This is a genomic window from Rhodococcus sp. UNC23MFCrub1.1, from assembly GCF_000686025.1.
In the GTDB taxonomy this organism is placed as follows: domain Bacteria; phylum Actinomycetota; class Actinomycetes; order Mycobacteriales; family Mycobacteriaceae; genus Rhodococcoides.
The window spans coordinates 150,923-174,985 of the sequence record NZ_JMLQ01000005.1 but is presented as its reverse complement, the minus strand read 5'-3'; the positions used below and the strand labels follow the sequence as shown (position 1 = coordinate 174,985).

At 68.1% G+C, this 24,063-nt stretch carries 23 protein-coding genes; 12 read left to right on the top strand and 11 right to left on the bottom strand.

From position 1 onward, the window contains the following. Positions 1-121: 121 nt before the first annotated feature. Complete coding sequence (locus tag BR07_RS0114280) at positions 122-823, bottom strand: type 1 glutamine amidotransferase domain-containing protein (protein WP_027506027.1); 702 nt, start codon at positions 821-823, stop codon at positions 122-124. A 135-nt stretch (positions 824-958) separates the two neighbouring features. Here BR07_RS0114280 and BR07_RS0114275 point away from each other — a divergent pair, with 135 nt between their 5' ends. Then, the gene (locus BR07_RS0114275; RefSeq protein ID WP_027506026.1) at positions 959-1,351 is read left to right on the top strand and encodes a hypothetical protein; all 393 of its coding nucleotides are present in this window, start codon (positions 959-961) and stop codon (positions 1,349-1,351) included. Here BR07_RS0114275 and yczE read toward each other — a convergent pair. Continuing rightward, a complete protein-coding gene (gene yczE / locus BR07_RS24665) occupies positions 1,294-1,989 on the bottom strand; it encodes a membrane protein YczE (RefSeq protein ID WP_081821313.1) in 696 nt (231 codons plus the stop codon). The genes BR07_RS0114275 and yczE overlap by 58 nt on opposite strands. 242 nt (positions 1,990-2,231) lie before the next feature. Here yczE and BR07_RS0114265 point away from each other — a divergent pair, with 242 nt between their 5' ends. Further along, on the top strand, positions 2,232-3,647 hold the full coding sequence (locus BR07_RS0114265) for a GGDEF domain-containing protein (RefSeq protein WP_197027807.1): 1,416 nt from the start codon (positions 2,232-2,234) through the stop codon (positions 3,645-3,647). A 6-nt stretch (positions 3,648-3,653) separates the two neighbouring features. Here BR07_RS0114265 and BR07_RS24660 read toward each other — a convergent pair whose 3' ends face one another. Further along, positions 3,654-4,361 (bottom strand): YoaK family protein, encoded by a 708-nt coding sequence (locus tag BR07_RS24660; protein ID WP_197027806.1) that lies wholly within the window; start codon positions 4,359-4,361, stop codon positions 3,654-3,656. 41 nt (positions 4,362-4,402) lie between these two features. On the opposite strand from BR07_RS24660, the gene BR07_RS0114255 reads away from it, so the two are divergent. Beyond that, complete coding sequence (locus BR07_RS0114255; protein ID WP_027506024.1) at positions 4,403-4,963, top strand: YceI family protein; 561 nt, start codon at positions 4,403-4,405, stop codon at positions 4,961-4,963. Here BR07_RS0114255 and dnaB read toward each other — a convergent pair. From dnaB to rpsF, 6 genes are all read right to left on the bottom strand, one after another. Further along, on the bottom strand, positions 4,960-7,599 hold the full coding sequence (gene dnaB / locus BR07_RS0114250; protein ID WP_027506023.1) for a replicative DNA helicase: 2,640 nt from the start codon (positions 7,597-7,599) through the stop codon (positions 4,960-4,962). The genes BR07_RS0114255 and dnaB overlap by 4 nt on opposite strands. Positions 7,600-8,169: 570 nt before the next feature. After that, complete coding sequence (locus tag BR07_RS24655) at positions 8,170-10,443, bottom strand: bifunctional SulP family inorganic anion transporter/carbonic anhydrase (protein ID WP_051613409.1); 2,274 nt, start codon at positions 10,441-10,443, stop codon at positions 8,170-8,172. 338 nt (positions 10,444-10,781) lie between these two features. Next, positions 10,782-11,234: a 50S ribosomal protein L9 gene (gene rplI, locus BR07_RS0114240; RefSeq protein ID WP_027506022.1), complete on the bottom strand. Its 453-nt coding sequence runs from the start codon at positions 11,232-11,234 to the stop codon at positions 10,782-10,784. Between the two features lie 14 nt (positions 11,235-11,248). Further along, positions 11,249-11,491 carry a 30S ribosomal protein S18 gene (gene rpsR / locus BR07_RS0114235; RefSeq protein ID WP_027506021.1) on the bottom strand — a complete coding sequence of 81 codons (243 nt, stop codon included), beginning with the start codon at positions 11,489-11,491 and terminating at the stop codon, positions 11,249-11,251. Between the two features lie 47 nt (positions 11,492-11,538). Continuing rightward, positions 11,539-12,090 (bottom strand): single-stranded DNA-binding protein, encoded by a 552-nt coding sequence (locus BR07_RS0114230; protein ID WP_027506020.1) that lies wholly within the window; start codon positions 12,088-12,090, stop codon positions 11,539-11,541. 79 nt (positions 12,091-12,169) lie between these two features. Beyond that, on the bottom strand, positions 12,170-12,457 hold the full coding sequence (gene rpsF, locus BR07_RS0114225; RefSeq protein WP_027506019.1) for a 30S ribosomal protein S6: 288 nt from the start codon (positions 12,455-12,457) through the stop codon (positions 12,170-12,172). A gap of 171 nt (positions 12,458-12,628) precedes the next feature. Here rpsF and BR07_RS0114220 point away from each other — a divergent pair, with 171 nt between their 5' ends. From BR07_RS0114220 to BR07_RS24650, 3 genes are all read left to right on the top strand, one after another. Then, positions 12,629-14,038, top strand: a complete 1,410-nt coding sequence (locus tag BR07_RS0114220) for a glycosyltransferase 87 family protein (protein ID WP_027506018.1) — start codon at positions 12,629-12,631, stop codon at positions 14,036-14,038. After that, entirely contained in the window at positions 14,035-14,616 is a 582-nt protein-coding gene (locus BR07_RS0114215; protein ID WP_027506017.1) for a GNAT family N-acetyltransferase, read from the top strand. Before BR07_RS0114220 ends, BR07_RS0114215 begins: the two co-directional genes overlap by 4 nt. A gap of 167 nt (positions 14,617-14,783) precedes the next feature. Next, positions 14,784-15,095 (top strand): helix-turn-helix transcriptional regulator, encoded by a 312-nt coding sequence (locus BR07_RS24650; RefSeq protein ID WP_081821310.1) that lies wholly within the window; start codon positions 14,784-14,786, stop codon positions 15,093-15,095. Between the two features lie 10 nt (positions 15,096-15,105). On the opposite strand, the gene BR07_RS0114205 is transcribed toward BR07_RS24650, so the two are convergent. Then, positions 15,106-16,221 carry a DUF475 domain-containing protein gene (locus BR07_RS0114205; RefSeq protein WP_027506016.1) on the bottom strand — a complete coding sequence of 372 codons (1,116 nt, stop codon included), beginning with the start codon at positions 16,219-16,221 and terminating at the stop codon, positions 15,106-15,108. A 170-nt stretch (positions 16,222-16,391) separates the two neighbouring features. After that, positions 16,392-16,967: a TerD family protein gene (locus BR07_RS0114200; RefSeq protein ID WP_027506015.1), complete on the bottom strand. Its 576-nt coding sequence runs from the start codon at positions 16,965-16,967 to the stop codon at positions 16,392-16,394. Positions 16,968-17,044: 77 nt separating this feature from the next. Here BR07_RS0114200 and BR07_RS0114195 point away from each other — a divergent pair, with 77 nt between their 5' ends. The 6 genes from BR07_RS0114195 to BR07_RS0114170 are packed head-to-tail and all read left to right on the top strand — an operon-like array spanning position 17,045 to position 24,055. Then, positions 17,045-18,337: a hypothetical protein gene (locus BR07_RS0114195; protein WP_231476360.1), complete on the top strand. Its 1,293-nt coding sequence runs from the start codon at positions 17,045-17,047 to the stop codon at positions 18,335-18,337. A 16-nt stretch (positions 18,338-18,353) separates the two neighbouring features. Then, positions 18,354-19,538 carry an HpcH/HpaI aldolase/citrate lyase family protein gene (locus BR07_RS0114190; protein WP_027506013.1) on the top strand — a complete coding sequence of 395 codons (1,185 nt, stop codon included), beginning with the start codon at positions 18,354-18,356 and terminating at the stop codon, positions 19,536-19,538. Beyond that, positions 19,535-20,809, top strand: coding sequence for a phosphoribosyltransferase family protein (locus tag BR07_RS0114185; RefSeq protein WP_027506012.1), 1,275 nt, complete (start codon positions 19,535-19,537; stop codon positions 20,807-20,809). The genes BR07_RS0114190 and BR07_RS0114185 overlap by 4 nt, the downstream gene beginning before the upstream one ends. Beyond that, positions 20,806-21,915, top strand: coding sequence for a cysteine protease StiP family protein (locus BR07_RS0114180; protein ID WP_027506011.1), 1,110 nt, complete (start codon positions 20,806-20,808; stop codon positions 21,913-21,915). Before BR07_RS0114185 ends, BR07_RS0114180 begins: the two co-directional genes overlap by 4 nt. A gap of 44 nt (positions 21,916-21,959) precedes the next feature. Beyond that, the gene (locus BR07_RS0114175) at positions 21,960-22,787 is read left to right on the top strand and encodes a hypothetical protein (RefSeq protein ID WP_051613428.1); all 828 of its coding nucleotides are present in this window, start codon (positions 21,960-21,962) and stop codon (positions 22,785-22,787) included. A 38-nt stretch (positions 22,788-22,825) separates the two neighbouring features. Next, the gene (locus BR07_RS0114170; protein ID WP_231476359.1) at positions 22,826-24,055 is read left to right on the top strand and encodes a TerD family protein; all 1,230 of its coding nucleotides are present in this window, start codon (positions 22,826-22,828) and stop codon (positions 24,053-24,055) included. The last annotated feature ends 8 nt before the right edge of the window (positions 24,056-24,063 follow it).

Sequence of the window (24,063 nt, the reverse complement as noted above, 5' to 3'; positions counted from 1 at the left end):
GTGAACCGGCGCGGAATCGCGACAGTATGGACGTACTCGCGGGGGGATCAGCGGGGATCAGTGAGGGTCAGCGGGGGCGGCAGGGAGGGTCAGCGGGCGCCGGGAGTCAGCGAGGGTGCCGTCAGCTCAGAGCAGCGACGAGCCGATCCGCCAATGCCTTGGTCGATGCCGGGTTCTGGCCGGTGTAGACGGTGCGGTCGACGATGACGTGGGGCGACCAGGCATCCGCCGCCGAGAAGCTCGCTCCACCGTCGCGCAGACGGGTCTCGAGCAGCCAGGGCGCGTTGTCGGCCAGTCCGGCCTGCTCCTCCTCCTGGTTGGTGAAGCCCGTGAGCTGGTAGCCGGAGAAGGGCCAGCTGCCGTCGTCGCGCTTCGCCGACAGCAGCGCGGCGGGTGCGTGGCACACGGCCGACACGATCTTGCCCGAGTCGAGGAACTCGGTGACCAGGGCGCCGAAGTCGTCCGACACCGCGAGGTCTTCCATCGGACCGTGGCCACCGGGGACGAAGACCGCGTCGAAGGACGACGCCGTCTGGTCCTCGAGGCGCGCGGGTGACGCGAGCACGTCCTTCACCGACTCCAGGTACGACTTCAGGTCGGCGACCTTGGCCTCGTCGCCGCCGTTCGCCTCGACGGCCAGCGATCCCTCGTCGACGGTCGGGGTCACACCACCGGGCGTCGCGACGACGATGTCCCAGCCGGCCTCGGTGAAGGTCCGGTGCGACTCGACGAGCTCCTCCGCCCAGTACCCGGTGGGGTGCGCGGTTCCGTCCTTCAGCGTCCAGTGATCCGATCCGGTGACCACGTACAGAAGCTTCGTCATGCGGTGATGTCCGTTCGTCGAGGGGTACTTGCTTTCATGGTGTACCCGTCCGCGCCGTACTGACCCGGGAACGGATGAAGCTCACCGGTCGTTGGGGGAGTAAAGCCCGTCACACCACACTCTGCGAGGTACACCATGAGCGGTAAAGGACAGTTCGGTTTCGATCCCGAGGACTTCGAGCGCGTCGCTCGCGAAGCGGGCGAGGGCCTGCGGGACATGCTGGGCCAGGCCATGAAGATGGCCGATCAGTCGGGCGGAGGCGCTCCGTGGGTCGGCATGTTCACGCCCGCCGCGACCAAGTCCACCCCGGAGCCGGAGACCACGGGTCAGAAGGGCGACGGGGTGTGGGCCGTCTACTCCGTCGACTCCGACGGGTCGGCGAGCGTCGATCAGGTCTTCGCGACCGAACTCGATGCTCTGCGTGCCCACCGGGACAACGTGGATCCGAATCGCAAGGTCCGCTTCCTTCCCTACGGTGTCTCGGTCGGGATCCTGTCGGCCGGTTCGGAGCTCTCCACCGAGGAGTGATCTCCTCCTGCTCGCACCGCGCACTTCCGGGCCGTGAACTTCTGGGCCGTGAACTTCTGGGGCATCACGCCGAGGAAGAAGTGCACCAGCGGCCCGATCGCGAGCGCGTACAGCACCGTCCCCACACCGGCCGTGCCGCCGAGGAGCCATCCGGTTCCCAGCACCGCGAGTTCGATGGCCGTGCGCACCAGGCGCACGGACAGTCCGCTCCGCGCGACGAGTCCTGTCATCAGGCCGTCGCGCGGACCCGCGCCCAGGCCGGCCGAGATGTAGGCCGCCGTGGCGAGACCGTTGAGCACGACTCCTCCGGTGAGCAGCGCTACGCGTGACGGGATCGAGGCGACTTCGGGCAACCAGTCCAGCGCGAGGTCGACGCTCACTGCGATGATGACGATGTTCGCGACGGTTCCGATGCCCGGCCGCTGACGCAACGGGATCCACAGCAGCAGCACCATCACGCCGGTCACCGCCGTGATCGCCCCGAAACTGATCGGGAGCCGTGCGGCCAGCCCCTGGTGGAACACGTCCCACGGGTTGAGCCCGAGACCACCGGTGATCATCATGGCCATCGACGTGCCGTAGAGCGTGAGGCCACCCACGAGCAGGGTGGTCCGGAGTGCGAGGTCGCGGGCGTTCATGTCTCGAGTCTGTCCGCCCGTCCGCTGCTCGAGTCCAGTCCACCGACCGGCAGTGGACTGAATATCGGTCCCCGTACCGGAACCGGAGACGTGGGCGAGCGCGGCGCCTCAGCGCGAGTGAGCAGTCTGTCGCATCGGTCGCCACGTGCGGTTGCGGTAGTAGATACTGCACTCGATAACAACGAAGCCGTTGGGGACGACTGAGATGTCACAGGGGGTTCCCGTCCATGCGAAGGACGACCTTGCCTGCGACACCCGAGCCGGACATGCGCAGTCCGGCCGCGCGCGCCGCGACCGACATCGCCCTCCTGACCGCCGCCGTCTTCATCGCGGCGATCATCGGAATCCATTCGCGGCCACCGGGACTTCTTGCCTCGGTGTGGGTGGCCAACGCGGTGGCGCTGAGCGTCTTCGTACGCTGGCCCCGCACCTTCACCGCGCCGGCGGCCGTCGCAGCGCTGCTCGCCCTCGTCACCGCGGACCTCGTCTCGGGTACCGACGTCTACGCTGCGGTCGCGTTCAATGTCGCGAACATCGTCGGGGTCCTCGGAGGCACGCTGGTGATCCGGCGGCGGCACCCCGAGCCGATGACCCTCGCGGGATCCGCGGACTTCGCCAGAATGTGCCTCGGCATCGTCGTCGCCGCCCTCCTGTCGACGACCGTCGCCACCCTCTCGGGCGGCCGGCTGGGACCGCACGCACCCGCCGTCGAGGCTCTGAGCTGGTTCGGATCCGAGCTCACGAGCTACCTGCTGATCGTCCCCGTCCTACTGTCCTTCCGCGCGTCGACGCCGCGCCGCCGCACCGGCCCCGCCTCGCTCCGGCGCCTGATCACGGGTGAGACGGCACCGATCGCGCTGACCGTCCTGCTGATGCTGGCCGGTCTCATCGTCCAGGGCCCGTTGCTGCTCGCGCTGCCGCTGCCCGCGCTGCTCTGGTGCGCAACCCGCATCCCCATCTTCGGCACCGCGCTGCTCACCGCGCTGTGGTCCGCGTGGACGCTGCTCTTCCTCGGACGCGGGGAACTCCAGACCGGTGGGCTGCTGGGCGCGGACGGCCAGGACGGCGCCTCCGCGGTGCTGTCCGTCGCGTTGGTCGCACTCGGACCGCTGCTGGTCGCCGCCGTGTCGCTGGACCGGATGGCCGTGCAGAACAAGCTCCGTGAGGCCCTCGAGTACGACAGTCTCACCGGCGTCCTCTCCCGCGCCGCCTTCCTACGACGGAGCCAGCAGCGCCTCGACACCCTCATCACCGACTCGCGGCCGGTCGCGCTGCTCATGCTCGACCTCGACCACTTCAAGTCCATCAACGACACGCTCGGCCACGCCGTGGGCGACATCGCGTTGGTCCGCAGCGCCGCCTGCATCCTCGGTGCCCTACCGGACGACGCGATCGCCGGGCGCATGGGCGGTGAGGAGTTCGCGATCCTCCTCCCGCACGCGGATCAGGAGGACGCCGCCTCCATCGCCGACTCGATCCGCCGCGATCACGAACGGCTGCACGTCCTCTCGTCGCGCACGGCGACGGTGAGCATCGGGTTGGCCTGGACGAGCTACGCCCCGCAGTCCGTCTCGCCGCTGCTCGTGTCCGCGGATCATGCGCTGTACGACGCGAAACGACGCGGCCGGAACACGGTGGTCGCGGTCAGCCTCGACTGACCGACGTCAGGCGGCGACCTGCCATGGTCGCTCGCGGCGCCCCACCGCCCACACGACCACGAGGATCGCCGCGAACAGCGCGGCCACGAGCACCAGCGTCGCCACCACACCCGAATGCAACACCAGCACGGTGCCCAGGATCGCACCGAGGAACATGGCGACGACGGAGGAGAGCCGACGCAGTACAGCCGCCCCGTCCCGTTTCCGGAGATCGGACCCGATGCCGGTGAGGGCCATCGTCAGCACGGTGGTGGTCATGTCCGGGACGGCGAGATGTCGCACCGCCGCGTTCTGCAGCCCCAGGCCCAGCGCGAGCAGCACGACGATGACGTATCCGCGGCCGGGACCGTCCACCATGAGAATCGCGGCAATCAGCGATGCGAGCGCGAGGACGAACTCGACCCCGAGTGCGTTGCGTAGCAGATGATCTCGTCGACCACCGGCCCGCGTGATCAGTGTTCCACCGACCATCGCGCCCACCAGGAATCCGACCAGGGCGAGCACCGAGCCCCACAACGAGAAACCGGCCGCCCCGCCCAGTGCGAAACCGATGAACACGACGTTGCCCGTCATGTTGGCCACGAACACTCGACCGAGAGCCAGCAGGCTGAGCGCGTCGATCGCACCGGTGACGACCGTGACGGCCAGCAGGATCATCGGCAGCGGCCCGTGGCGGGGATGCGCGACGTAGTCCGAGAAGCCATGTGTGGTCACGGCCACGCATTCTGCCCCAGCAGCGCGGATACAGTCGGGTGATGACCACCTCGAGCAGGACCCTGACCGCGGCGGACGGCACGCTGAACGTCCACACCGGGGTGACCGGTCGAGCGTCGAAGATGGGGCACCGGCTGACCATCGCGTTCCGCGACTGGAGCGTCACCGTCGACGAGTCGGACGGCGCTCCGACGGCCGTCACGGTTCGGGTGCGCGTCGACTCCATGGAGGTCGTCAGTGGCGAGGGCGGCGTCACACCGATGTTCGGCCCCGAGAAGATGCTCGCGCGGTCCAACGCCCTCGGCACGCTGGACGCGTCGGACCATCCCGAGATCCGCTACGACGCGACCACCGTCGAGTCGACGAAGGACGGCTACCGTCTCGACGGCACGCTGACGATCCACGGCGTGACACGCGAGCACACCGTCGACCTTTCGGTCTCCACCTCCGACGGGACGACGCACGTCGCCTTCGACGCGGTGGTGACGCAGACGGACTTCGGCGTGAAGCCCTACTCCCAGCTGCTCGGATCGATGAAGGTCGTCGACGACGTCGACGTGTCCTTCTCCGCCTCGATCTCCTTGCCGGCCTCGGCGGACTAGCCGCGCGCCATGTCGACGAAGCGCGACAGGTGCAACTGGTGCGCCACCGTGATGGTGGCCGTGGGGCCGTTGCGGTGCTTGCCGAGGATCAGGTCGGCCTCGCCGCCGCGGGGATCGTCGCGCTCGGTCGCATCCGGACGGTAGAGCAGGATGACCATGTCGGCGTCCTGCTCGAGCGAGCCGGACTCACGCAGGTCGGAGACCATCGGCTTCTTGTCCGTGCGCTGCTCGGGACCACGGTTGAGCTGACAGATGGCGACCACCGGAACCATGAGCTCCTTGGCCAACAGCTTCAGCGATCGCGAGAAGTCCGAGACCTCCTGCTGACGCGACTCCACCTTCTTGCCGGACGACATCAGCTGCAGGTAGTCGATGACGATGAGCTTGAGATCGTGTCGCTGCTTGAGTCGCCGCGCCTTGGCGCGGATCTCCATCATGGTGAGGTTGGGGGAGTCGTCGACGAAGAGTGGTGCCTCGCTGATCTCGCTCATCCTGCGGGCGAGGCGGGTCCAGTCGTCGTCCGTCATCTTTCCCGAGCGCATGTCGCCGAGCTTGATCTTGGCCTCGGCGGAGAGGAGACGCATGACGATCTCGGTGCGGCTCATCTCGAGCGAGAACATGACGCTGGCCATGCCGTGCTTGATGGAGCACGAGCGCATGAAATCCATTCCGAGAGTGGAGTTGTGTGTCGGCACCATCGAACGACCGGCGAGATAGAGGTGGTCCGTGTTATCGACCTCGACACATCTGACCGGCACCGAGTCGACGCGACGAACGTCGACGATGAAGCGACTCGAAGACCTGGACACATTCGACGAGGCACGACGCTCTTTGTGCAGCAACTGCTTTCGACGCAGACCGAAGACCACATCATCGGTCGAGAAGGTGAGTGTGAACGCCGTCGACGACGCCTCGGTGCGTCCTGCCACCCTCTTCGTCGATCGATGTACTCGGTACCCCAGACTGACGATGAGTTCCTCGACGTCGAGTGCCAGTCGCTCATTGGTGACACTGAACTGCGCGGATCCGCCTGCCGTGACGGTCCCGTCGGTGTCCAGCAGGCCGGCGAGTACAGCTCGCCGCTGCGACTCCGACGACCTGAGGTACTCCATGGGAATGTGCTTGTTGTTCAACACACCGAGTGTTCGGAGGCGAGCTTGCACCGTCCCCGTGGCGTTTCGGCACTTCTGGCACATCCGAAGTCCGGTGCACAGCTCACCGCAGAGCGGGCACAGCGGCTGATCCACCACGTCATCTTGGAACCGAGCCCGGCCACCGCATGAACGGCCGCAGGTACGCACCTGAGAAGAGAACGGCACGAAGCGTTTTCCGCACACCGTACAGAACTTGGCCGGTACAGGTTCGGGTGCGGGAAGCTGAATCGAGTATCGCAACTCAGCAGCTGCGGATCGAACAGCCACCAACCCCTCACCTTCGATCCGAGCAATGATCTCGGGATCGTCGGAGGTGATCTGCGCGCAAGCGCTGGTGCCGTCCCCCAACCACGCGCCCAGCGTGTAGGGAGGGACGGAAAGGACCGCGTCCGGACGCTGGATCGGCTTCGCGTTGGTCACCGAGTGATTCAGTCGAGCGTCCTTGGTCGCGCACCTGACCGAACCGGCGATCTGCTCGGTGGTGCGCACCTCGGCGAACGTTCCTTGGTTCTTGGTCCTGTTGTATCGAGCAGCCGCAGCCTGCGCCGACTTTCGCGATGCGCGGGTATCCGTGAGCCACTGATGCTCCGCGTCGGCCACGATGACCGTGCCGTCGGAGAACTCGACCTCGTAACACGGCCTACCGACCATCACGTCGGTCGCAGCGACGACCCGAGTCGCAGATCCGGACGCATCGATGAGATGGTCCCCGACCTCGACTTCACCCATCGTCGTCCACCCAGTGGGCGTCGCCAACGGCGTGTCGAGGGCGAGCGCCTTGCCCACACCAGGCCTTGCCGCGACGATGATCATCTGGCCCGGGTGCAGACCGTTGGTCACCTCGTCGAGCTCGGTGAAGCCGGTGGGGACACCGTTCGACATGCCGCCGCGGCTGGCGATGGAGTCGATCTCGTCCATCGTGGGCTGCAGCAGTTCCTCGAGCTGGACGAAGTCCTCCGCGGTACGCCGCTCGGTGACCTCGTACACCTCGGCCTGAGCCCGGTCGACGACTTCGGACACGTCCTGACCGTCCGCGCCCGCGTAGCCGAACTGGACGATGCGCGTACCGGCCTCGACGAGGCGACGCAGGATCGCCTTCTCGACGACGATCTCGGCGTAGAACGACGCGTTGGCCGCCGTGGGGACCGTCTGCGTCAGCGTGACGAGGTAGGGCGGGCCGCCGATGCGCTTGAGCTCGCCGCGCCGTTCGAGCTCCGCGGAGACGGTGACCGGGTCGGCGGGGTCGCCGCGGCCGTACAGATCGAGGATGGCGTCGTAGACCATCTGGTGGGCCGGGCGGTAGAAGTCACCGGGACGCAGAACCTCCAGGACGTCCGCGATGGCGTCCTTGCTGAGCAGCATGCCGCCCAGAACGGACTGCTCGGCAGCCATGTCCTGAGGGGGCTGACGACCGAAGTCCTCACCGGGCGCCTCGGACGGCCCCTGGTAGTCGTTCGTTCCCCGATCGTCCACGACTGCCACAGAAGTTCGCCGCCCTCTCGCTCGACCGAAGCTCGCCCCCGGAGATCTCGTCCGTCCTCGGCCGTGTCGGCCGAGTCCGTGCTCACCACGTTGTACCCCCGGCCTCCGACACGGTCCGAACAGGTGACTGCACGCGCGTGCGCGAGCGGCTGTCCGGCGGTCGACGAGGCCCGTCGATGATGTGCCGGAGGGACGTTAGGTGCTCGGTCCGCCAGCACCAAACGAGCCTGTTGAGCAATCTGTGGACGGGGTGTGGACAACGCAGGCGAGTCGTGTTGACCACCTGTGCAGAACCTGTGCAGCAACAAGATCACACAGCCCATCAGTGCACGTCAGGGCGATTTCGCAATTTTTCTCTCTGTGGATGAATCCGCACTCGGCGTGTCCTGCCGACTTGACATGTCGGGCGTGTCAGGTCTCCATGGCTGGAGTTATCAACATGACCTGGGTCACATGTCGGTATCCGCCGGTGAAACCGCCGAGTGATTCTGATCCGGTCCGGATAAGAGCCGCCGGACACGCGACGGGGCGCCGCGATGCAGTGCATCGCGGCGCCCCGTGGAGCCCTGGTCAGTTCTGCGCTTGCTCCTGATCGAGCTCGGTGACCGAGGCCGCGTCGACGAGCACGACCCGCGCCGTGGGAATGTCGAAGAAGAGTCCGACCACCTTGAGCCTCCCCTCGGCGACCGCCTTGCCCACCACGGCGTGACGCGACAGGGTCTGCAGTTGTACTGCCACGTTCACCATGGCGAGCTGGTCGATCTCGGAGAACCCCAGCTCCGCGGCATCCCGCGCGACGGGGTGGCCACTCCGGAACGCACTGAGGCTCGCCCGGCCGTGCGAGAGCCACTCACCCACCACCCCGTCGGCGTCGTGGGCGTCCGCGAGCAGCCCCCGCATGGCTCCACAGCCGGAGTGCCCGCAGACCACGACGGAACTGATGGCGAGCGTGTTCACGCCGTACTCCAGAGCGGCCTCGAGCGACGTGTCCGGATCACCGACCGGGATCAGATTGCCCATGTTGCGGACGGTGAAGAGGTCTCCGGGTCCGGCGCTGGTGATCGTGTTCGGCAGCACGCGCGAGTCGACACAACTCAGGAAGAACGTGTCCGGGTCCTGGAACTCGCTCAGCTTCTCGAGGTGCGGGCGCATGGACGACGCGCTGCGACGGTGGTATTCCTCGACACCGGCCAGGACCGGCCGGAGCGCCGCCGGGGTGACGGCGTCGGCGGTGAACGGCCCGGAGTGGCTGTCGACGGTCTGCCATTGCGACCACGGCATGAACGTGCGCGCGGACAGCATGTGGGGCATGCGTCTCGGTGGCCCGGCCGTGGCCGACGCCATGTCCACGGCGCCGACCTCGTCGACGACGACGGTGCCGCCCGTCGCCTCGTACTGCTTCGTCCACTCGTGCAGCGCGTCGTACACCGCGTGGTCGAGGAAGTCGACGGTCAGCTCGATCGTCACGGATCGGCCGGCAGGAACGGACTGCAGCACCCGCGTGAGGCGAGGAAGCGACAGGAAGCTGAGCGATCCCTCCACCACGACGCGCCAGGAGTCCTCGGTGAGCTGCTCGGCACGCACCCGTGCCCACAGCACGCGGCGCAACACCAGCAGGACGGAGATGGCGAGCCCGATCAGCACACCCTCGAGCAGATTGAGGGTGACGACACCGACGACCGTCGCCGCGTACACCACCACGTCGCCGGTCCTCGTCGCCGAGCGGATGTCCGCGAGCTTGACCAGCTGCACACCGATCATGACGAGCAGACCTGCCAGTGCGGCGTAGGGGACCAGCTCGACCACACCGATGAACAGGACCGAGAAGATGAGAACCCAGACACCGTGCAGCACAGCCGAAGCGGGGGATCGGGCGCCGGATCGGACGTTGGTGGCGCTGCGCACGATGACGCCGGTGACGGGCAGTCCGCCGGCGACACCGGACACCATGTTGGCGGCGCCCTGACCCATGAGTTCGCGATCGAAGTTGGTGCGTCTGCCCGAGTGCATCTTGTCGATGGCGACGGCGGAGAGCAGACTCTCGACGCTCGCGATCAACGCGATGGTCAGCACACCGGTCGCGAACGCTGCCCACTGCCCGTCCGGGAATGCCGGCAACTCCACGGCCTCGATCAGGTTGCCGGGCAGATCGATTCGTTCGAGGTTCATCGAGAAGGCCAGTGAGAGGCCGGTTCCCGCGACCACGGCCACCAGCGGGCCGGGGACCTTACCGAGTGGGCCGGTGATGCGCGGCCACAGCAGCATCAGCGCAACGACCACGCCGCCGATGGCGACCGGCGCCGCCTCGGCGTTCAGGATCGACGAAGGCAGAGACGTGATGTTGGCGACGGCGGAACTCCGGCTCTCCCCACCGAGCAGCACGTGGATCTGCTGCAGCGCGATGGTGATACCGATACCGGCCAGCATCGCGTGCACCACCACCGGCGAGATGGCGAGCGCCTGGCGGGCGATACGGCTCAGACCCAGCACCACCTGCAGCACACCGGCGAACACCGTGATGAGACACGTGATGCGCCAACCGAACTGGTTCACCAACTCGGCCACCACCACGGTCAGGCCGGCGGCCGGCCCGCTCACCTGCAGCGGGGACCCACCCAGCGCACCGGCGAGGATGCCGCCGATGACGGCCGCGATGAGGCCCGCCATGACGGGAGCGCCGGAGGCCACCGCGATTCCGATGGAGAGCGGTACCGCCACCAGGAACACCACGAGAGACGCGGGCACGTCGTACCGGGCGATGCTCGCCAGCCGGTCGCGCGGTGTGGGGCTCGGGGCGGGTACGGGTGGTTCGGCGGGGGACGAGCGATCGAGTTGTGCAGTCACGGTGAAGCCTCCAGGCGGACACGGATGGTGTGGGTCTGTGCGGTTTCGTCGGTGCAGAACGCCCGGTCTCTCCTCGGGGCGCATCGTTGGTCAAGACATCTCGAAGAGTACGTAAAGGTTTCGGCGCACCCTCGGCGTCGGACGGTGCTCGGGCCGCGTCTGCTCCGAGGTTTGGGGACGGTGCCAGTGGACCCACCCGGAAACACTCGCCGCGCACAGAATCACCACCTCGCCCGCGCCGGAGGACGGCCGAGACGGGCAGGAAAAGAACGAACGCAAACGCAGAATGCCCCGGCCGAGAATCGGCCGGGGCATTCGGTACTGCGAGTCGGTGATGCTTACGAGGCGGTGACCTCGAGGTCGAACGACGCCGTCACATCGGGGTGCAGCGCCACGGTGATGCGGTGCGTTCCGGTGGACTTCACGTGCGACTTCGGCAGTTCGATGCTGCGCTTGTCGAGCACCGGGCCACCGGCGCTCTTGACGGCAGCGGCGACGTCGGCTGCGGTGACCGCACCGAAGAGCTTGCCCGAGCCGCCGGTTCGCACCGACAGCGTCACGGACGTCAGGCCCTCGATGGCCTGCTTGAGCTCGTTGGCATGGTCCAGCCCGCGCACGGCGCGAGCTTCCTGGGCACGACGGATGCCCTCGACCTGCTTCTGTGCTCCGCGGGTGGCCGCAATGGCCAGTCCACGGGGCAGCAGGAAGTTACGTCCGTAGCCGTCCTTGACCTCGACGGTGTCTCCGGGTGCGCCGAGGTTGTCGACATCAGCGGTGAGGATGAGCTTCATGGTTACCTTTCCCCTTATCGCGCAGTCGCGGCGTAGGGCAGCAGTGCTACCTCACGCGAGTTCTTGACTGCGATGGCGATGTCCCGCTGGTGCTGGACGCAGTTGCCGGTGACACGACGAGCGCGGATCTTGCCGCGGTCGCTGACGTACTTACGCAGCAACGTCGTGTCCTTGTAGTCGATGGACGTGTTCTTTTCCTTGCAGAAGGCACAGACCTTCTTCTTGATCACCTTGTCGCGCAACGGCGGTTTAGGCATGGACAATCTCCGAATCTTGATTCACTGCATGTGTGGTGCGTACCGGATCAGAACGGCGGTTCGTCGTCGCCGCCGCCACGGGAGCCACCGAACGATCCCGATGCCTGCGGGGCACTGCCCCACGGATCGTCACCGCCCGAGCTGCCACCGGACGAACGGCTCGACGAGCCACCCGATCCACCGGAGGAACCACCGAACCCGCCGCCGCTGTTGCCGCCGCCTCCGCCGCTGCCACGACTGACCTTGTTGACCTTGGCCGTCGCGTACCGCAGAGAGGGACCGACCTCGTCGACCTCGAGTTCGACGACAGTGCGCTTCTCGCCTTCACGCGTCTCGTAGGAACGCTGCCGCAACCGGCCCGTCACGACGACTCGCGCACCGCGGGTGAGCGACTCCGCGACGTTCTCCGCAGCCTCGCGCCAGATGTTGCAGCGCATGAAGAGTGCGTCGCCGTCCTTCCATTCGTTGGACTGACGATCGAACGTGCGGGGCGTGGACGCGACGGTGAAGTTCGCGACCGCTGCACCTGCGGGGGTGAATCGGAGTTCGGGATCGGCCGTCAGGTTCCCGACGACGGTGATGACGGTTTCGCCTGCCATGATTCCTCTTTCTCGTGCCTTGTCAGCGCATGATCTTCTCGGTTGCCGTCAGCCTAGGGCGAGACGGTGACACGAGGGATCACTTGCCGCGGCGCAGAACCTTGGTGCGCAGCACCGATTCGTTCAGGCCGAGCTGGCGATCGAGCTCCGACACCGTGGCGGGCTCCGCGTTGATGTCGATCACCGCGTAGATGCCTTCGGCGTGCTTCTCGATCTCGTAGGCGAGACGGCGCTTTCCCCACACGTCGACCTTGTCGACCTTGCCGCCGTCCTTGCGGATGACGTTCAGGAACGTATCCAGCGACGGGGCGACCGTGCGCTCGTCGAGATTGGGGTCGAGGATGACCATCAGTTCGTAATGACGCATAAGACCTCATCACCTCCTATGGACTGTGAAACGGTCACGGACGATCCGTGACAGGAGGGTCGTTGCGTCAGCAACCTGTCCAGGGTACCTGGACCGCGGCTCACCACGAAATCGGCGGATCGACGGTGCGGACAGCACGGCGCGAGGTCCGGGGCACCTACTCTTGTCCTCATGACCACCGGCCGCGCGACGATCTCCGGCCGCGCCGGGGTCGCCACGGCGGCTACTGTCACCGCGATCTCGGTGATCACGATGGTGCTCGGCTACGTCAACAAGGCGCGGTGCGCGGGAGCACCCTTCGACGAGACCGGACGCAGTCTGGCCTTCGACCGCATCAAGGACTCGTCCGTCTGCTACTCCGACATCCAGTTCCTGTGGCTCGACCGCGGCATCGATCAGCACCTGTTCCCCTACCTGACCGGCGGTATCTCCGCCGACGGCACACTCACCGGCGGAACCGTCGAGTACCCGGTGCTCAGCGGTCTCCTCATGTGGGTCGGCGGTCTGGCGAGCCACACCGACGCCCAGTTCCTCCTCTACTCGGCGCTCCTGCTCGCGCCGTTCGGCGCGGTGACCGCCTGGATGCTGGGACGCCTCGGCGGCCGCGTCGCGCTGCTCTGGTCGGCCGGCCCCGCGCTGGTTCTCTACGCGTTCCACAACTGGGAACTCCCCGTGGTGGCGACGACCGTCGGCGCCGTGTACGTGATGTCCACCCGCATGCCGCTCCGACGTCGGGCGTATCTTGCGTCGGCACTCCTGGCGGTGGGCTTCTGCCTCAAGCTCTATCCGGGCGCCTTCGTTCTCCCGCTCGCGTCGTACGTCCTGGCCGGGGGCGTGGGCGGGGTGGAGTCCCCCGTGTCCGCACGCCGGTCGCCGCGCCGACTCGACGTGCGCGGGGCGGCCGGAGTGATCGCCGTCGCCGCTGCCGTGGTGGCCGCCGTCAACCTGCCCTTCGCGATCCTCGGCTACGACGGATGGCGGGCGTCGTTCGCCTTCCAGGGCATGCGGCAGGCCGACATCACGACCAACTCGATCTGGTACTGGGGACTGCGGATCCTCTACGACGTGCCGTCGGCGACGCCGGACATGAGCGCCGCCAACGACCAGGCGTACCAGAGCCTGGTCTCGGTGCTCTCGCCGTTGCTGGTGCTGGTGTCGTTCGCCGCCGCGCTGTGGTTCGGCTGGCGTCGACGTCTCGCGGAGGGCACCTACCCCTGGGTGCAGACCAGCGCGGTGATGCTCGTGGCGTTCCTTCTGTTCCACAAAGTGCACTCACCGCAGTACACGCTGTGGCTCGTCCCGTTCTTCGTCCTGTTGCACGTTCCCTGGCACGTGGTGACGGCTTACCTGATCACCGACGTCGTACTCGGTGTCGGCGTCTTCCGGTACTTCGCCGCGTTGTCGAGTGGCAGCGACGCGACCACCGAGGAGAACGTCGTGGTGTTCGGGGTGTGGGTGCGCGCCGTGCTGCTGGTCGTTCTCGTCGTCCTGTTCGCACGGTCCCGTCGCCGCACTCTCGACGCCCGTCCCACCCGGTCCCCGCGCCGCCGGACCGACGCCGAAGCGGAGGTACCCGTGTGAGCACGCCGTTCGATCCCGTCCCCCTGCTCGGCGAGCACGTGCACCTCGAGCCGCTGACGCCCGATCACGCGGGCGAGCTCGCGGCGGCCGCGGACGACCCCGCGATCTTCCGCTGGACCGGATCCGTCGTGTCCGACGACACGACCGCCCGCGCGTACATCGACACCGCCCTCGCGGACACGGCGCGGCGGGCATTCCTGCAGCGGGACGCGCGTACCGGCGTCGCGGTCGGCACCACGTCCTACTACCAGATCGACGCCTCGAACCGGAGCGTCGCCATCGGATACACCTGGCTCTCGCGCTCGGCCCAGGGAACCAGGATCAACCCCGAGTCGAAGTTCCTTCTGCTCGAGCACGCCTTCGGCTCCGCCGACGTGGTGCGGGTGGAGTGGCACACCGACGCACTGAACGAGCAGTCCCGTGCGGCGATCGGCAAGCTCGGCGCACAGTTCGAGGGATTGCTGCGCAAGCATCGTCGCCGCGTCGACGGAACGTGGCGCACCACGGCACTGTTCTCGATGACCGACGACGAATGGCCGGCGGCCCGGGACGTTCTGCGCAGCCGCATCGACAGCTGAGCCGTCCGTCGACCTGCGCCTTTTACAGAATGTGTGCAGTCGTCCTGCAGAGTTCGTGACGAGTCATCCTCCGGGGGACGATGACAAAACCGACTGTTCGGTGAGAGACTGTTGAAGAAACCGGCAGTTCGACCGAAACCAGGGACACGAGAAACAAGGGCACACCAGTGACGACCACGACATGGCGCCGTCCGGATCAGGACGGCTCGGCCACCGTTCGCACGCATGGCCACACCGACAGCACCACCTACCAGCGCCCCAACCTCACGGTTCGTGAGATCGAGGTGCTCATCAGCTGGTTCCGCTGCGATTCCAAGCCGGCCGTCGCGGCCAGCATGTTCCTCTCGCTCGGAACGGTGAACACCCACCTGACGCGGATCCGTCAGAAGTACGCGGCCGTCGGCCGGCCCGCACCGACCAAGGCATCCCTGGTCGCGCGGGCCCTGCAGGACGGCCTGATCGACATCGACGAACTCTGAGGTCCGCCCGTCACTCCTGGATGTGCACCTTGGCGTCGTCGGCATGCCCCTCGGCCGCGAGGCGCCGGTTACGGCGCACGCTGGACAGGAACGACAGTCCGATGAGGACCACACCGACGAGTCCGGTGATGATCTCGTTGATGTGCACGCCGATCGAGACCAGCAGGATGATCGACAGTGCGCCGATGGCCCAGTGGGCGCCGTGCTCGAGGTACACGTAGTCGTCGAGCGTGCCCTTGCGCACCAGATAGACCGTGAGCGACCGCACGAACATCGCACCGATGAAGCCGAGGCCCAGGGCGATGATGATGGGGTCGGCGGTGATGGCGAACGCACCGATGACGCCGTCGAAGCTGAAGGACGCGTCGAGGACCTCGAGGTAGAGGAACAGGAAGAAACCGGCCTTGCCGGTGGCCTTCGCGAGGTCCGACGGCCCGCCGGAGGTCTCCTCCTCCTCGTCTTCACCGGGGACGTGGAACAGATTGCCGAGGCCGTTCACCGCGATGTAGGTGACCATGCCCAGCACGCCGGACACCATGACCGTGGAGATCTTGTCGTCCTCCGCCATGAACTCGGCCGCGAGAACCAGCAGGATGCCGGCGACGATCACGGACATCATGTCGAGCTTGCCGGCCTTGGCCAGCGGCTTCTCGATCCACGAGAGCCAGGTGTGCTCGCGCTCCTCGAAGATGAAGCCGAGGAACAGCATGAGCAGGAACATGCCACCGAACGCGGCGATCTGCGGATGCGCGTCGGTGATCAGCGTCTCGTACGACGGGCTGCCGTCGGGGAAGTAGGCGGCATCGTCCGCGGGCGGGTTGAGCGCGAGACGGAGCGCCGCCACGGGGCCCAGGCCGGACGCGGCCCAGACGATGACCAGCGGGAAGACCAGCCGCATACCGAAGACGGCGATGATGATGCCGATGGTCAGGAAGATCTTCTGCCAGAACTCGCTCATCCGGCGCAGGACCGTCGCGTTGATGACCGCGTTGTCGAAGGACAGCGACACCTCGAGGATGCCGAGGATCACGACGAGAGCGACGGCCTGCCAGCTCCCGTAGATGAAGGCCACCACGATGGCGAGCGCGGTGATCGCGAACGACCATCCGAAGATGCGTAGAACCACGGGTGGTGGCCTTTCTCTGGTGTCGATCCCTGCGGGCTCCGGCGACGGGCGTCGTTGCCCCGACATGCAACGGAGAGTGTCGCAGCGCCGTCCGACGAGGACGACGCGCAACACTCTCCGGTACTCGGACCGAATGCCCCGTCGAGCGGGACATTACTCCTTCACAGGGGTCAGACGTTCACTCCGAAGTCGCGGGCGATGCCGGCCAGACCGGAGGCGTAGCCCTGGCCCACGGCGCGGAACTTCCACTCCGCACCGTTGCGGTAGAGCTCGCCGAACACCATGGCGGTCTCCGTCGAGGCGTCCTCGCTGAGGTCGTAGCGGGCGAGTTCGGTGCCGTTTGACTTGTCGACGACGCGGATGTAGGCGTTGCGGACCTGGCCGAACGACTGCGAGCGTGCGTCGGCCTCGTAGATGGACACCGGGAAGTTGATGGTGTCGATGTTCGGCGGCACGGCGGAGAGCTCGACGTTGATGACCTCGTCGTCGCCGTCGCCCTCACCGGTGGTGTTGTCACCGGTGTGCTCGATCGACCCGTCGGGGCTCTTCAGGTTGTTGAAGAACACGAAGTGCTGGTCGCTGACCACCTTCTTGTCCGTACCGAGCGCGATGGCGCTGGCATCGAGGTCGAAGTCGGTACCGGTGGTCGTGCGGATGTCCCATCCGAGACCCACCGAGACGGCCGTGAGGTTCGGTGCGGCTTTCGTGAGGGAGACATTGCCACCCTTGGTCAGGCTGACGCCCATGGCTCGAGTCCTTTCGGTTGCGTGCTACCGGTCGCGTGCTGGAAAGTGCTGTCCACTCGCGTTCATACCCTCAACGTGTGGCATCGCACCAGCGTTCCCGCGAGCCGGTGCGACTCGAGATCGCCGGCGCGTCCGAGAACGGCGCCGCCAGTACCATCGGGCGGGTGACACACCGCTGGCCCGGGCGCCTGAGCCGCGGCCGGGCGCGCACCGAGGCGGTCGCCGCCATCCGGGCCGACACGGTCCGGACCTTCCTCGACATGGACAAGCGTCAGTCGATCGCATCCGCGGGGGTCGACGCGCTGGAACGACTGGGCAGGTCGGACGACAGTCTGCGAGCGCGCTGGCGGCCGGTGGAGGAGCAGTGCTTCGCAGCGGGTGCCTCGTATCTGGCGGCCACGGAGCGCCCCGAGTCCGACGCGAGCGAGGAGGCGTACGACGCCTTCGCCACCGCCATCGCCCATCTCTCCGCCGCCAGCGTCGCGGTCGACCAGTTCTACGAGGCGCATCGGGCCCGGCTCGAGCACGCGACGCTCGAGTACGCCGCGGTCCCGCGCCTGGCGAACGACGCACGCACCGCGGCGACCTCGGTGCTGGCAACCGTCACCGGATCGGAACCGCACCACTCCTATCGCTCCGTGCGTGACGCCGTCGCCGCGGTACACCGTGCACTGGACGGTCTCGCGGCGGCGGAATCCGGTGGCAGCGGCACCGCGGTCACCGGCCGCGCAGCGCAGGTGCGCTCCGCCGCGGACGATCTCCGGAGGGCACTCGCCGAGGCACCCGGCCGCGCCGGATCGGCGTCCACCGCCCTGGCATCGGTCCGCACCCGGCTCCAGGCGGTCGGCACCAAGGCCGAGTACATCGCGCCCGCCTACTCCGCCCTGCTGCGCGAGTTCGTGGCCGCCAGCTCGGACGATCTCTCCCGAGCTCGGGAGAACTGCGAGACCCACATGGTCGAGGCGGCCCGCGACATCGACGACGCGGCGACCGCACGCGACCGAGGCGACCCGGAGGAGGCACTCGACCGGATCACCGCCGCACGGCAGCATCTGGCCGACGCGGAGGCGGACATCGAGGCCGTCACCGGACGCCTGGCACGCCTGCGCGAGGTGCGGGACGACCCCGGGGCCGTGGATCGGCGCGTCCGGTTCCGGCTGCGCGACGCGCAGCTGCTGGCCGTCGACCGGGGACTGGTTGCCGAATGGGGCTCGGTGTTGGATGCTCAGCTCGCACGGATCGAGAGGGCCGCCGCGGCACTCGGAACGGGCCGGCCCGACTACTGGGCGTACCTGCGCGAACTCGATTCCGTCGAGGACTTCATCTCCGGTGTGGTCGACCGCATCCGCGGCCGACAGAGTCGGACCTGATACGAAAGGGGTTGCAGTGCAGCACTTCTCTCACCTGGAACCCGCCACACTCGAGTACCTGTTCCACCGCCCGCCCGTCGCCGTGACCGCGGAGAGCGACCTCACGACGCGGGCGCTCGCCCTGGGCGCCACGCTCTACGTCCCGGCCACCAGGGCAAACCTGGTGGAGACGGTACGCAAGCGCGCGGCCGAGGGCTCCCGGTCCGTCGTGCTCGATCTCGAGGACGCCGTTGCCGACGCCGACCTCGAAGCGGCGCGCGGACACGTCGTCGCCGCGCTGGACGCACTCGCCGTCGATCCGCCCGAGGCCGCCGTCTTCGTCCGCGTCCGCACGGCGGAGGACATGCACCACGTCTGCGACCGTCTCACCACCGGCATCGACGTCCTGCACGGCTTCGTTCTTCCCAAGTTCCGGCCGGAGAGCGGCGAGAAGTTTCTCGAGGAGGTGGCCGCTCGGTCGGCCGCAGCGGGCAGACACCTGGTGGTCATGCCCGTGATGGAGTCCCGCGAGATGGTCTACCGGGAGACCCGTGACGACGAGTTGGCCGGTGCACGTGACGTGCTCGACCGATACCGCGACAGCGTCCTGGCGGTGCGAGTCGGTGCCACCGACATGAGCGGCGCCTTCGGGATCCGACGCGACCGCGACCTGACGATCTACGACGTGCGGGTGGTCGCGGACACCATCGGCGCCATCGTCAACCACCTCGGGCGCAGTGACGGAACGGGTTTCGTCGTCACCGGCCCGGTCTGGGAGTACTTCGCCGACCACGAGCGGCTGTTCCGCCCGATGCTGAGAGCCACGCCCTTCGCCGAGCACGACGCCGTCCGCTTCCGCCAGCAGCTGGTCAGCCGCGACATCGACGGTCTGCTCCGTGAGGTCGCGCTCGACCGTGCCAACGGGCTGCACGGCAAGACCGTCATCCACCCGTCCCACGTCGCCGCCGTGCACTCGCTGTCGGTGGTCACCCACGAGGAGTATCAGGATGCACAGGCCATCGCGTCGTCCTCCGACGGAGGCGGCGTCCTCGCCTCCGGCTACGGCAACAAGATGAACGAACTCGGCCCGCACCGGCCGTGGGCCGAGCAGACGCTGCGCCGGGCCGCCGTCTTCGGCGTCACCGCCGAGGGTGTGTCGTTCGTCGACGTGATGCAGGCACTGGCCAGGCGTCCCGCGTCCACGACCGGCACTGCACGATGAGCCGCGCGATGGACCGGCGACTGCCCTGGGCGACAGCGGAACTGGGGCTCGTCCTCGAGCACGGCACCTCGTCGGTGGGCCGGCGGGTGGGCGACCTGGTGCAGCCGGGGCTGCGGCGCAACCCACGCCGAGCACACCTGCTGGTGTCGACCGTTCTGGGCAAACACATCCCGCAGGACCCGGCCGAGGTGATCCGAGCAGGTGAGCTCCTGGGCTCCCTGTGCGCCGACGTGCTCGCCGGGCACGACGACGGCGTGGTGGTACTCGGATTCGCCGAGACCGCGACGGGACTCGGCCACTGCGTGGCGACGCGCCTCGGCGCACGGTCCTACATCCACTCGACCCGTCGACCCGTCGAGGGATTCGCCGTGCACGGCGAGTTCGAGGAGGGCCACTCGCACGCGACGGATCATCGCCTCCTACCCACCGATCCGGAGCGCGACCTGCCCTCTTACCTCCCGATGGTTCTGGTCGACGACGAGATCTCCACAGGAACGACGGCCCTCGGTGCCATTCGCGCGGTGCACGCACTCGCGCCGCGGGCGCGCTACGTGATCGCCTCGCTCGTCGACATGCGCTCGGCGGATCAGCGCCGCGAGACCGACCGCGTCGCTGCGGAACTCGGGGTGGTCATCGACTCGGTGTCGCTCGCGACGGGCACCGTGCATCTGCCCGACGACATCATCGCCGTCGTGGAAGCGCTACCCGCTGCACCTGCACCGGTGGATGCTCCACACCGAGGGACCGTCACCAGGGTCGACGTGCCCTGGCCGGCCGGAGTGCCCGACGGCGGTCGCCACGGTTTCCGGGCCGAGGACGTCGCCGCCTTCGACGCCGCGGTCGAGGAGTCGGCCGATCTGCTGCGACCGCACCTCGGCTCGGGCACCACCGTCGTGATCGGGCACGAGGAACTGATGTACCTCCCGCTCCGCATCGCCCGCGCACTGTCGGACCGCGGAACGCCGACACTGTTCCAGACCACCACCCGCTCACCCGCTCATGTGCTCGACGAGCCGGGTTACCCACTGCGGCGCGGCTTCTCGTTCGTCGCGCCGGAACCCGCGGCGGGTGGCCGACGTCATCTCTACAACGCTCGGGTACCGGACGAGGCGGCGCCGAGCCCCGTTCTTCTCGTCGTGGATCCGCCCGCGGACACCGAGGCGTTGACGGGTCCGGACGGTCTCGTGGACGCCCTCACCCGCACCGGTATCGACGTCACCGTCGCCGTGGTGGCGGCGGATCCGCACTCGCTGCGGACGGGGTCTCGATGACGGCACCGCTGCACGGTCCGGCATTCGGGTCCTACGCGGCGGGCGAGGTGTCCTGGCTCCTGAAGGATCTCTCGCACGTCTCGCTGGAGGCGGACACCGCGTCGCGGGAGCAGCAGATCCAATCGGGCGCAGCGCACTACGCCGAGAGCCTGCCCGTCGAGTATCAACCCGATGCCGCCTACCGCGACCTGTTCGCCACCGTCCTGGAGGAGAGCGCGACGCGCCTCGCCACCGCGGTCGGCGTCGTCACCGATCTGGTGATCGCCGAGCGCGGTGAGAACCTGGTGCTCGCCTCTCTCGCCCGCGCCGGCACCCCCATCGGCATCCTGATGCGCCGCTGGGCGCGGGACGTGCGCGGTCTGACGTGGCCGCACTACGCCGTGTCCATCGTGCGCGATCGCGGAATCGACTCGGCCGCACTGGATCATCTCGCCCGTCACCACGACCCGGCCGACGTCGTCTTCGTGGACGGGTGGACCGGCAAGGGCGCCATCACTCGGGAATTGACCGCCGCCCTCGACGCGGTGCACCGGGCGGGAGGCCCCCGCTTCGACGACCGGCTCGCGGTACTGGCGGACCCCGGGCACTGTGTGACCACCTACGGCACCCGCGACGACTTCCTCATCGCGTCGGCATGCCTCAACTCGACGGTGTCGGGCCTGATCTCCCGCACCGTGCTCAACGACACGCTCATCGGGCCCGGTGAGTTCCACGGCGCCAAGTTCTACGCCGACCTCGCCGCGGTGGACGTGTCGAACCTGTTGCTGGACAGCGTGTCCGCCAGATTCGACGATGTCGCGGACGCCGTGGCAGAGGGACTGTCGACGGTACGGTCCGCCGACCGGACACCGACGTGGAGTGGCTGGGCCTCGGTCGAGCGTGTACGGGAGGAGTACGGCATCAGCACGGTCAACTTCGTCAAACCCGGAGTGGGAGAGACCACCCGCGTGCTGCTCCGCCGGGTCCCGTGGCGCGTTCTCGTGCGCGACGCGCGGGCGCCGGAGCACCGCCACATCCGGATGCTCGCCGAGGCGAGGGGAGTGCCCGTGGACGTCGTTCCCGATCTCGCCTACTCCTGCATGGGTCTCGTCCGGGACGTCTCGTGACCGAGGCGAGGACCGCACTGGTCGCGACCGATCTCGACCGCACGATGATCTACAGCGCCGCCGCCTTGGCGGAGGGTCGCACGGACGGACAGGACGACGACGTGCGCTGCGTCGAGTACTACGAGGGCGCTCCGCTGTCGTACATGACCACACGCGCCGCGGACCTGCTCACCAGCCTCGCGTCCGAGGTGGTGGTGGTGCCGACCACGACGCGCACCGTCGAGCAGTTCCGACGCATCGCCCTGCCGGGAGCACCCTGGCGGCACGCGATCACGACCAACGGGGCCACCATCCTCGTCGACGGTGAGCCGGATCTCGACTGGCGCCGCGCCGTCGAGGACGCCGTCGCCGGGTCCGCGGTGCCGCTCGCGGAGGTGACCGCGGAGATGACACGGCGGGGCGACGACTCGTGGGTGCTCACGCAAAGGACGGCGGACGAACTGTTCTGCTACCTCGTCGTGAACGTGGAGACGATGCCCGAGGGTTTCGTCGACGAATTCGCACACTGGTGCACCGAGCGCGGCTGGGGCGTGTCCCGGCAGGGCCGCAAGGTCTATGCGATGCCCGACGCGGTGTGCAAGTCGCATGCCGTCGCCGAGGTGCGCCGACGGTGCGTGAACGCGGGAACGCTGGAGGCCGACGCCCCGGTGCTCGCCGCCGGGGACGGCGCCCTCGACGCGGAGATGCTTCGTGCCGCGACCGCCGCCATCCGTCCGCGGCACGGTGAACTGGAACTGCTGCAGTGGGACGCCCCCGGGCTCGTGGTCACCGAACGGTCCGGCGGTGCTGCGAGCGAGGAGATCCTGCACTGGTTCCGGGCAACGGCCGGCACGTCGGGCTCCGCCGCTGCCCCGCCGACACACGTACGCTGAATTCGGACGTACCCGACCACCCCGGAAGAGGACGAGACGTGGCTGCACAGCCGTTGACCAAGGGACAGAATGCTCCTCTGTCCACCGCCACCGTTCGCATCGGTCTCGAGCTGACCGCACCGGCGGACATCTCCGCCCTGCTCGTCACCGACAGCGGCAAGGTTCGCTCCGACGCCGACTTCGTCTTCTTCAACCAGCCCTCCGGCCCCGGTGTGCAGCTGGTTCCGGGCCAGGGTGGGCCGCAGGAAGTCGCCGTGACCCTCGCCGCGGTCCCGGCCGACATCACGCAGATCCGAGTCGTCGTCACGCTCGACGACTCGTCGAGCAGCTTCGGACGCGTCTCCGCGCCCACCGCCCACGTGATCGACGGCGGCACCGGTGCGACGCTCTACTCGTACACCGTGGACGGCCTCACGACGGAGTCCATCGTCATCGCGCTCGAGCTGTACCGGCGCGGCGACGGCTGGAAGGTCCGTGCCGTGGGCCAGGGTTACGCGGGCGGGTTCGCCGCTCTCGTCGGTGACCACGGGGTCTCGGTGGACGACGCTCCCGCAGCGGCGCCTGCGCCTGCTGCACCCACACCTCCGCCTGCCGCTCCCACACCTCCGCCGGCCCCCACGCCGCCGCCCGCGGCACCCCCGGCACCTTCTGCGCCCGCGGCCCCCGCCGAGGTGAGCCTGACGAAGGCTCGGCCCGTCAGCCTCACCAAGGGTCAGAAGGTGACGCTGAAGAAGGACGGTGGCGTCGCACTGACCACCATCCGCATGGGCCTCGGTTGGGACCCCATCAAGAAGGCCGGCTTCTTCGGAGGCGGGCGCAGCGCGGACGTCGATCTCGACGCCTCGGCGCTGATGTTCTCCGGCGACAAGCACGCCGACGTCGTCTACTTCGGCCAGCTGCGGTCGAAGGACGGGTCGATCGTCCACCAGGGCGACAACCTCACCGGCGAGGGCGAGGGCGACGACGAGGTGATCACGGTGGACCTGACGCGGGTGCCCGCCCATGTGAGTTCGATCGTCTTCATCGTGACCTCGTACCGCGGGCAGACCTTCGAGCAGGTGGCGAACGCCTTCACCCGCCTGGTCGACAACACGATCAACACCGAGCTGGCACGCTTCACGCTGCAGGGCGGCATGCCGTTCACCGGGCTGGTCATGGCCAAGGTGTACCGAGCCGGGAGCGAGTGGAAGCTGCAGGCGATCGGCGACGGCATCAACGCCAAGCACGCGGGCGAAGCGTTGCCGCAGCTCCGTCCGTACCTCTCCTGACGAGGAGT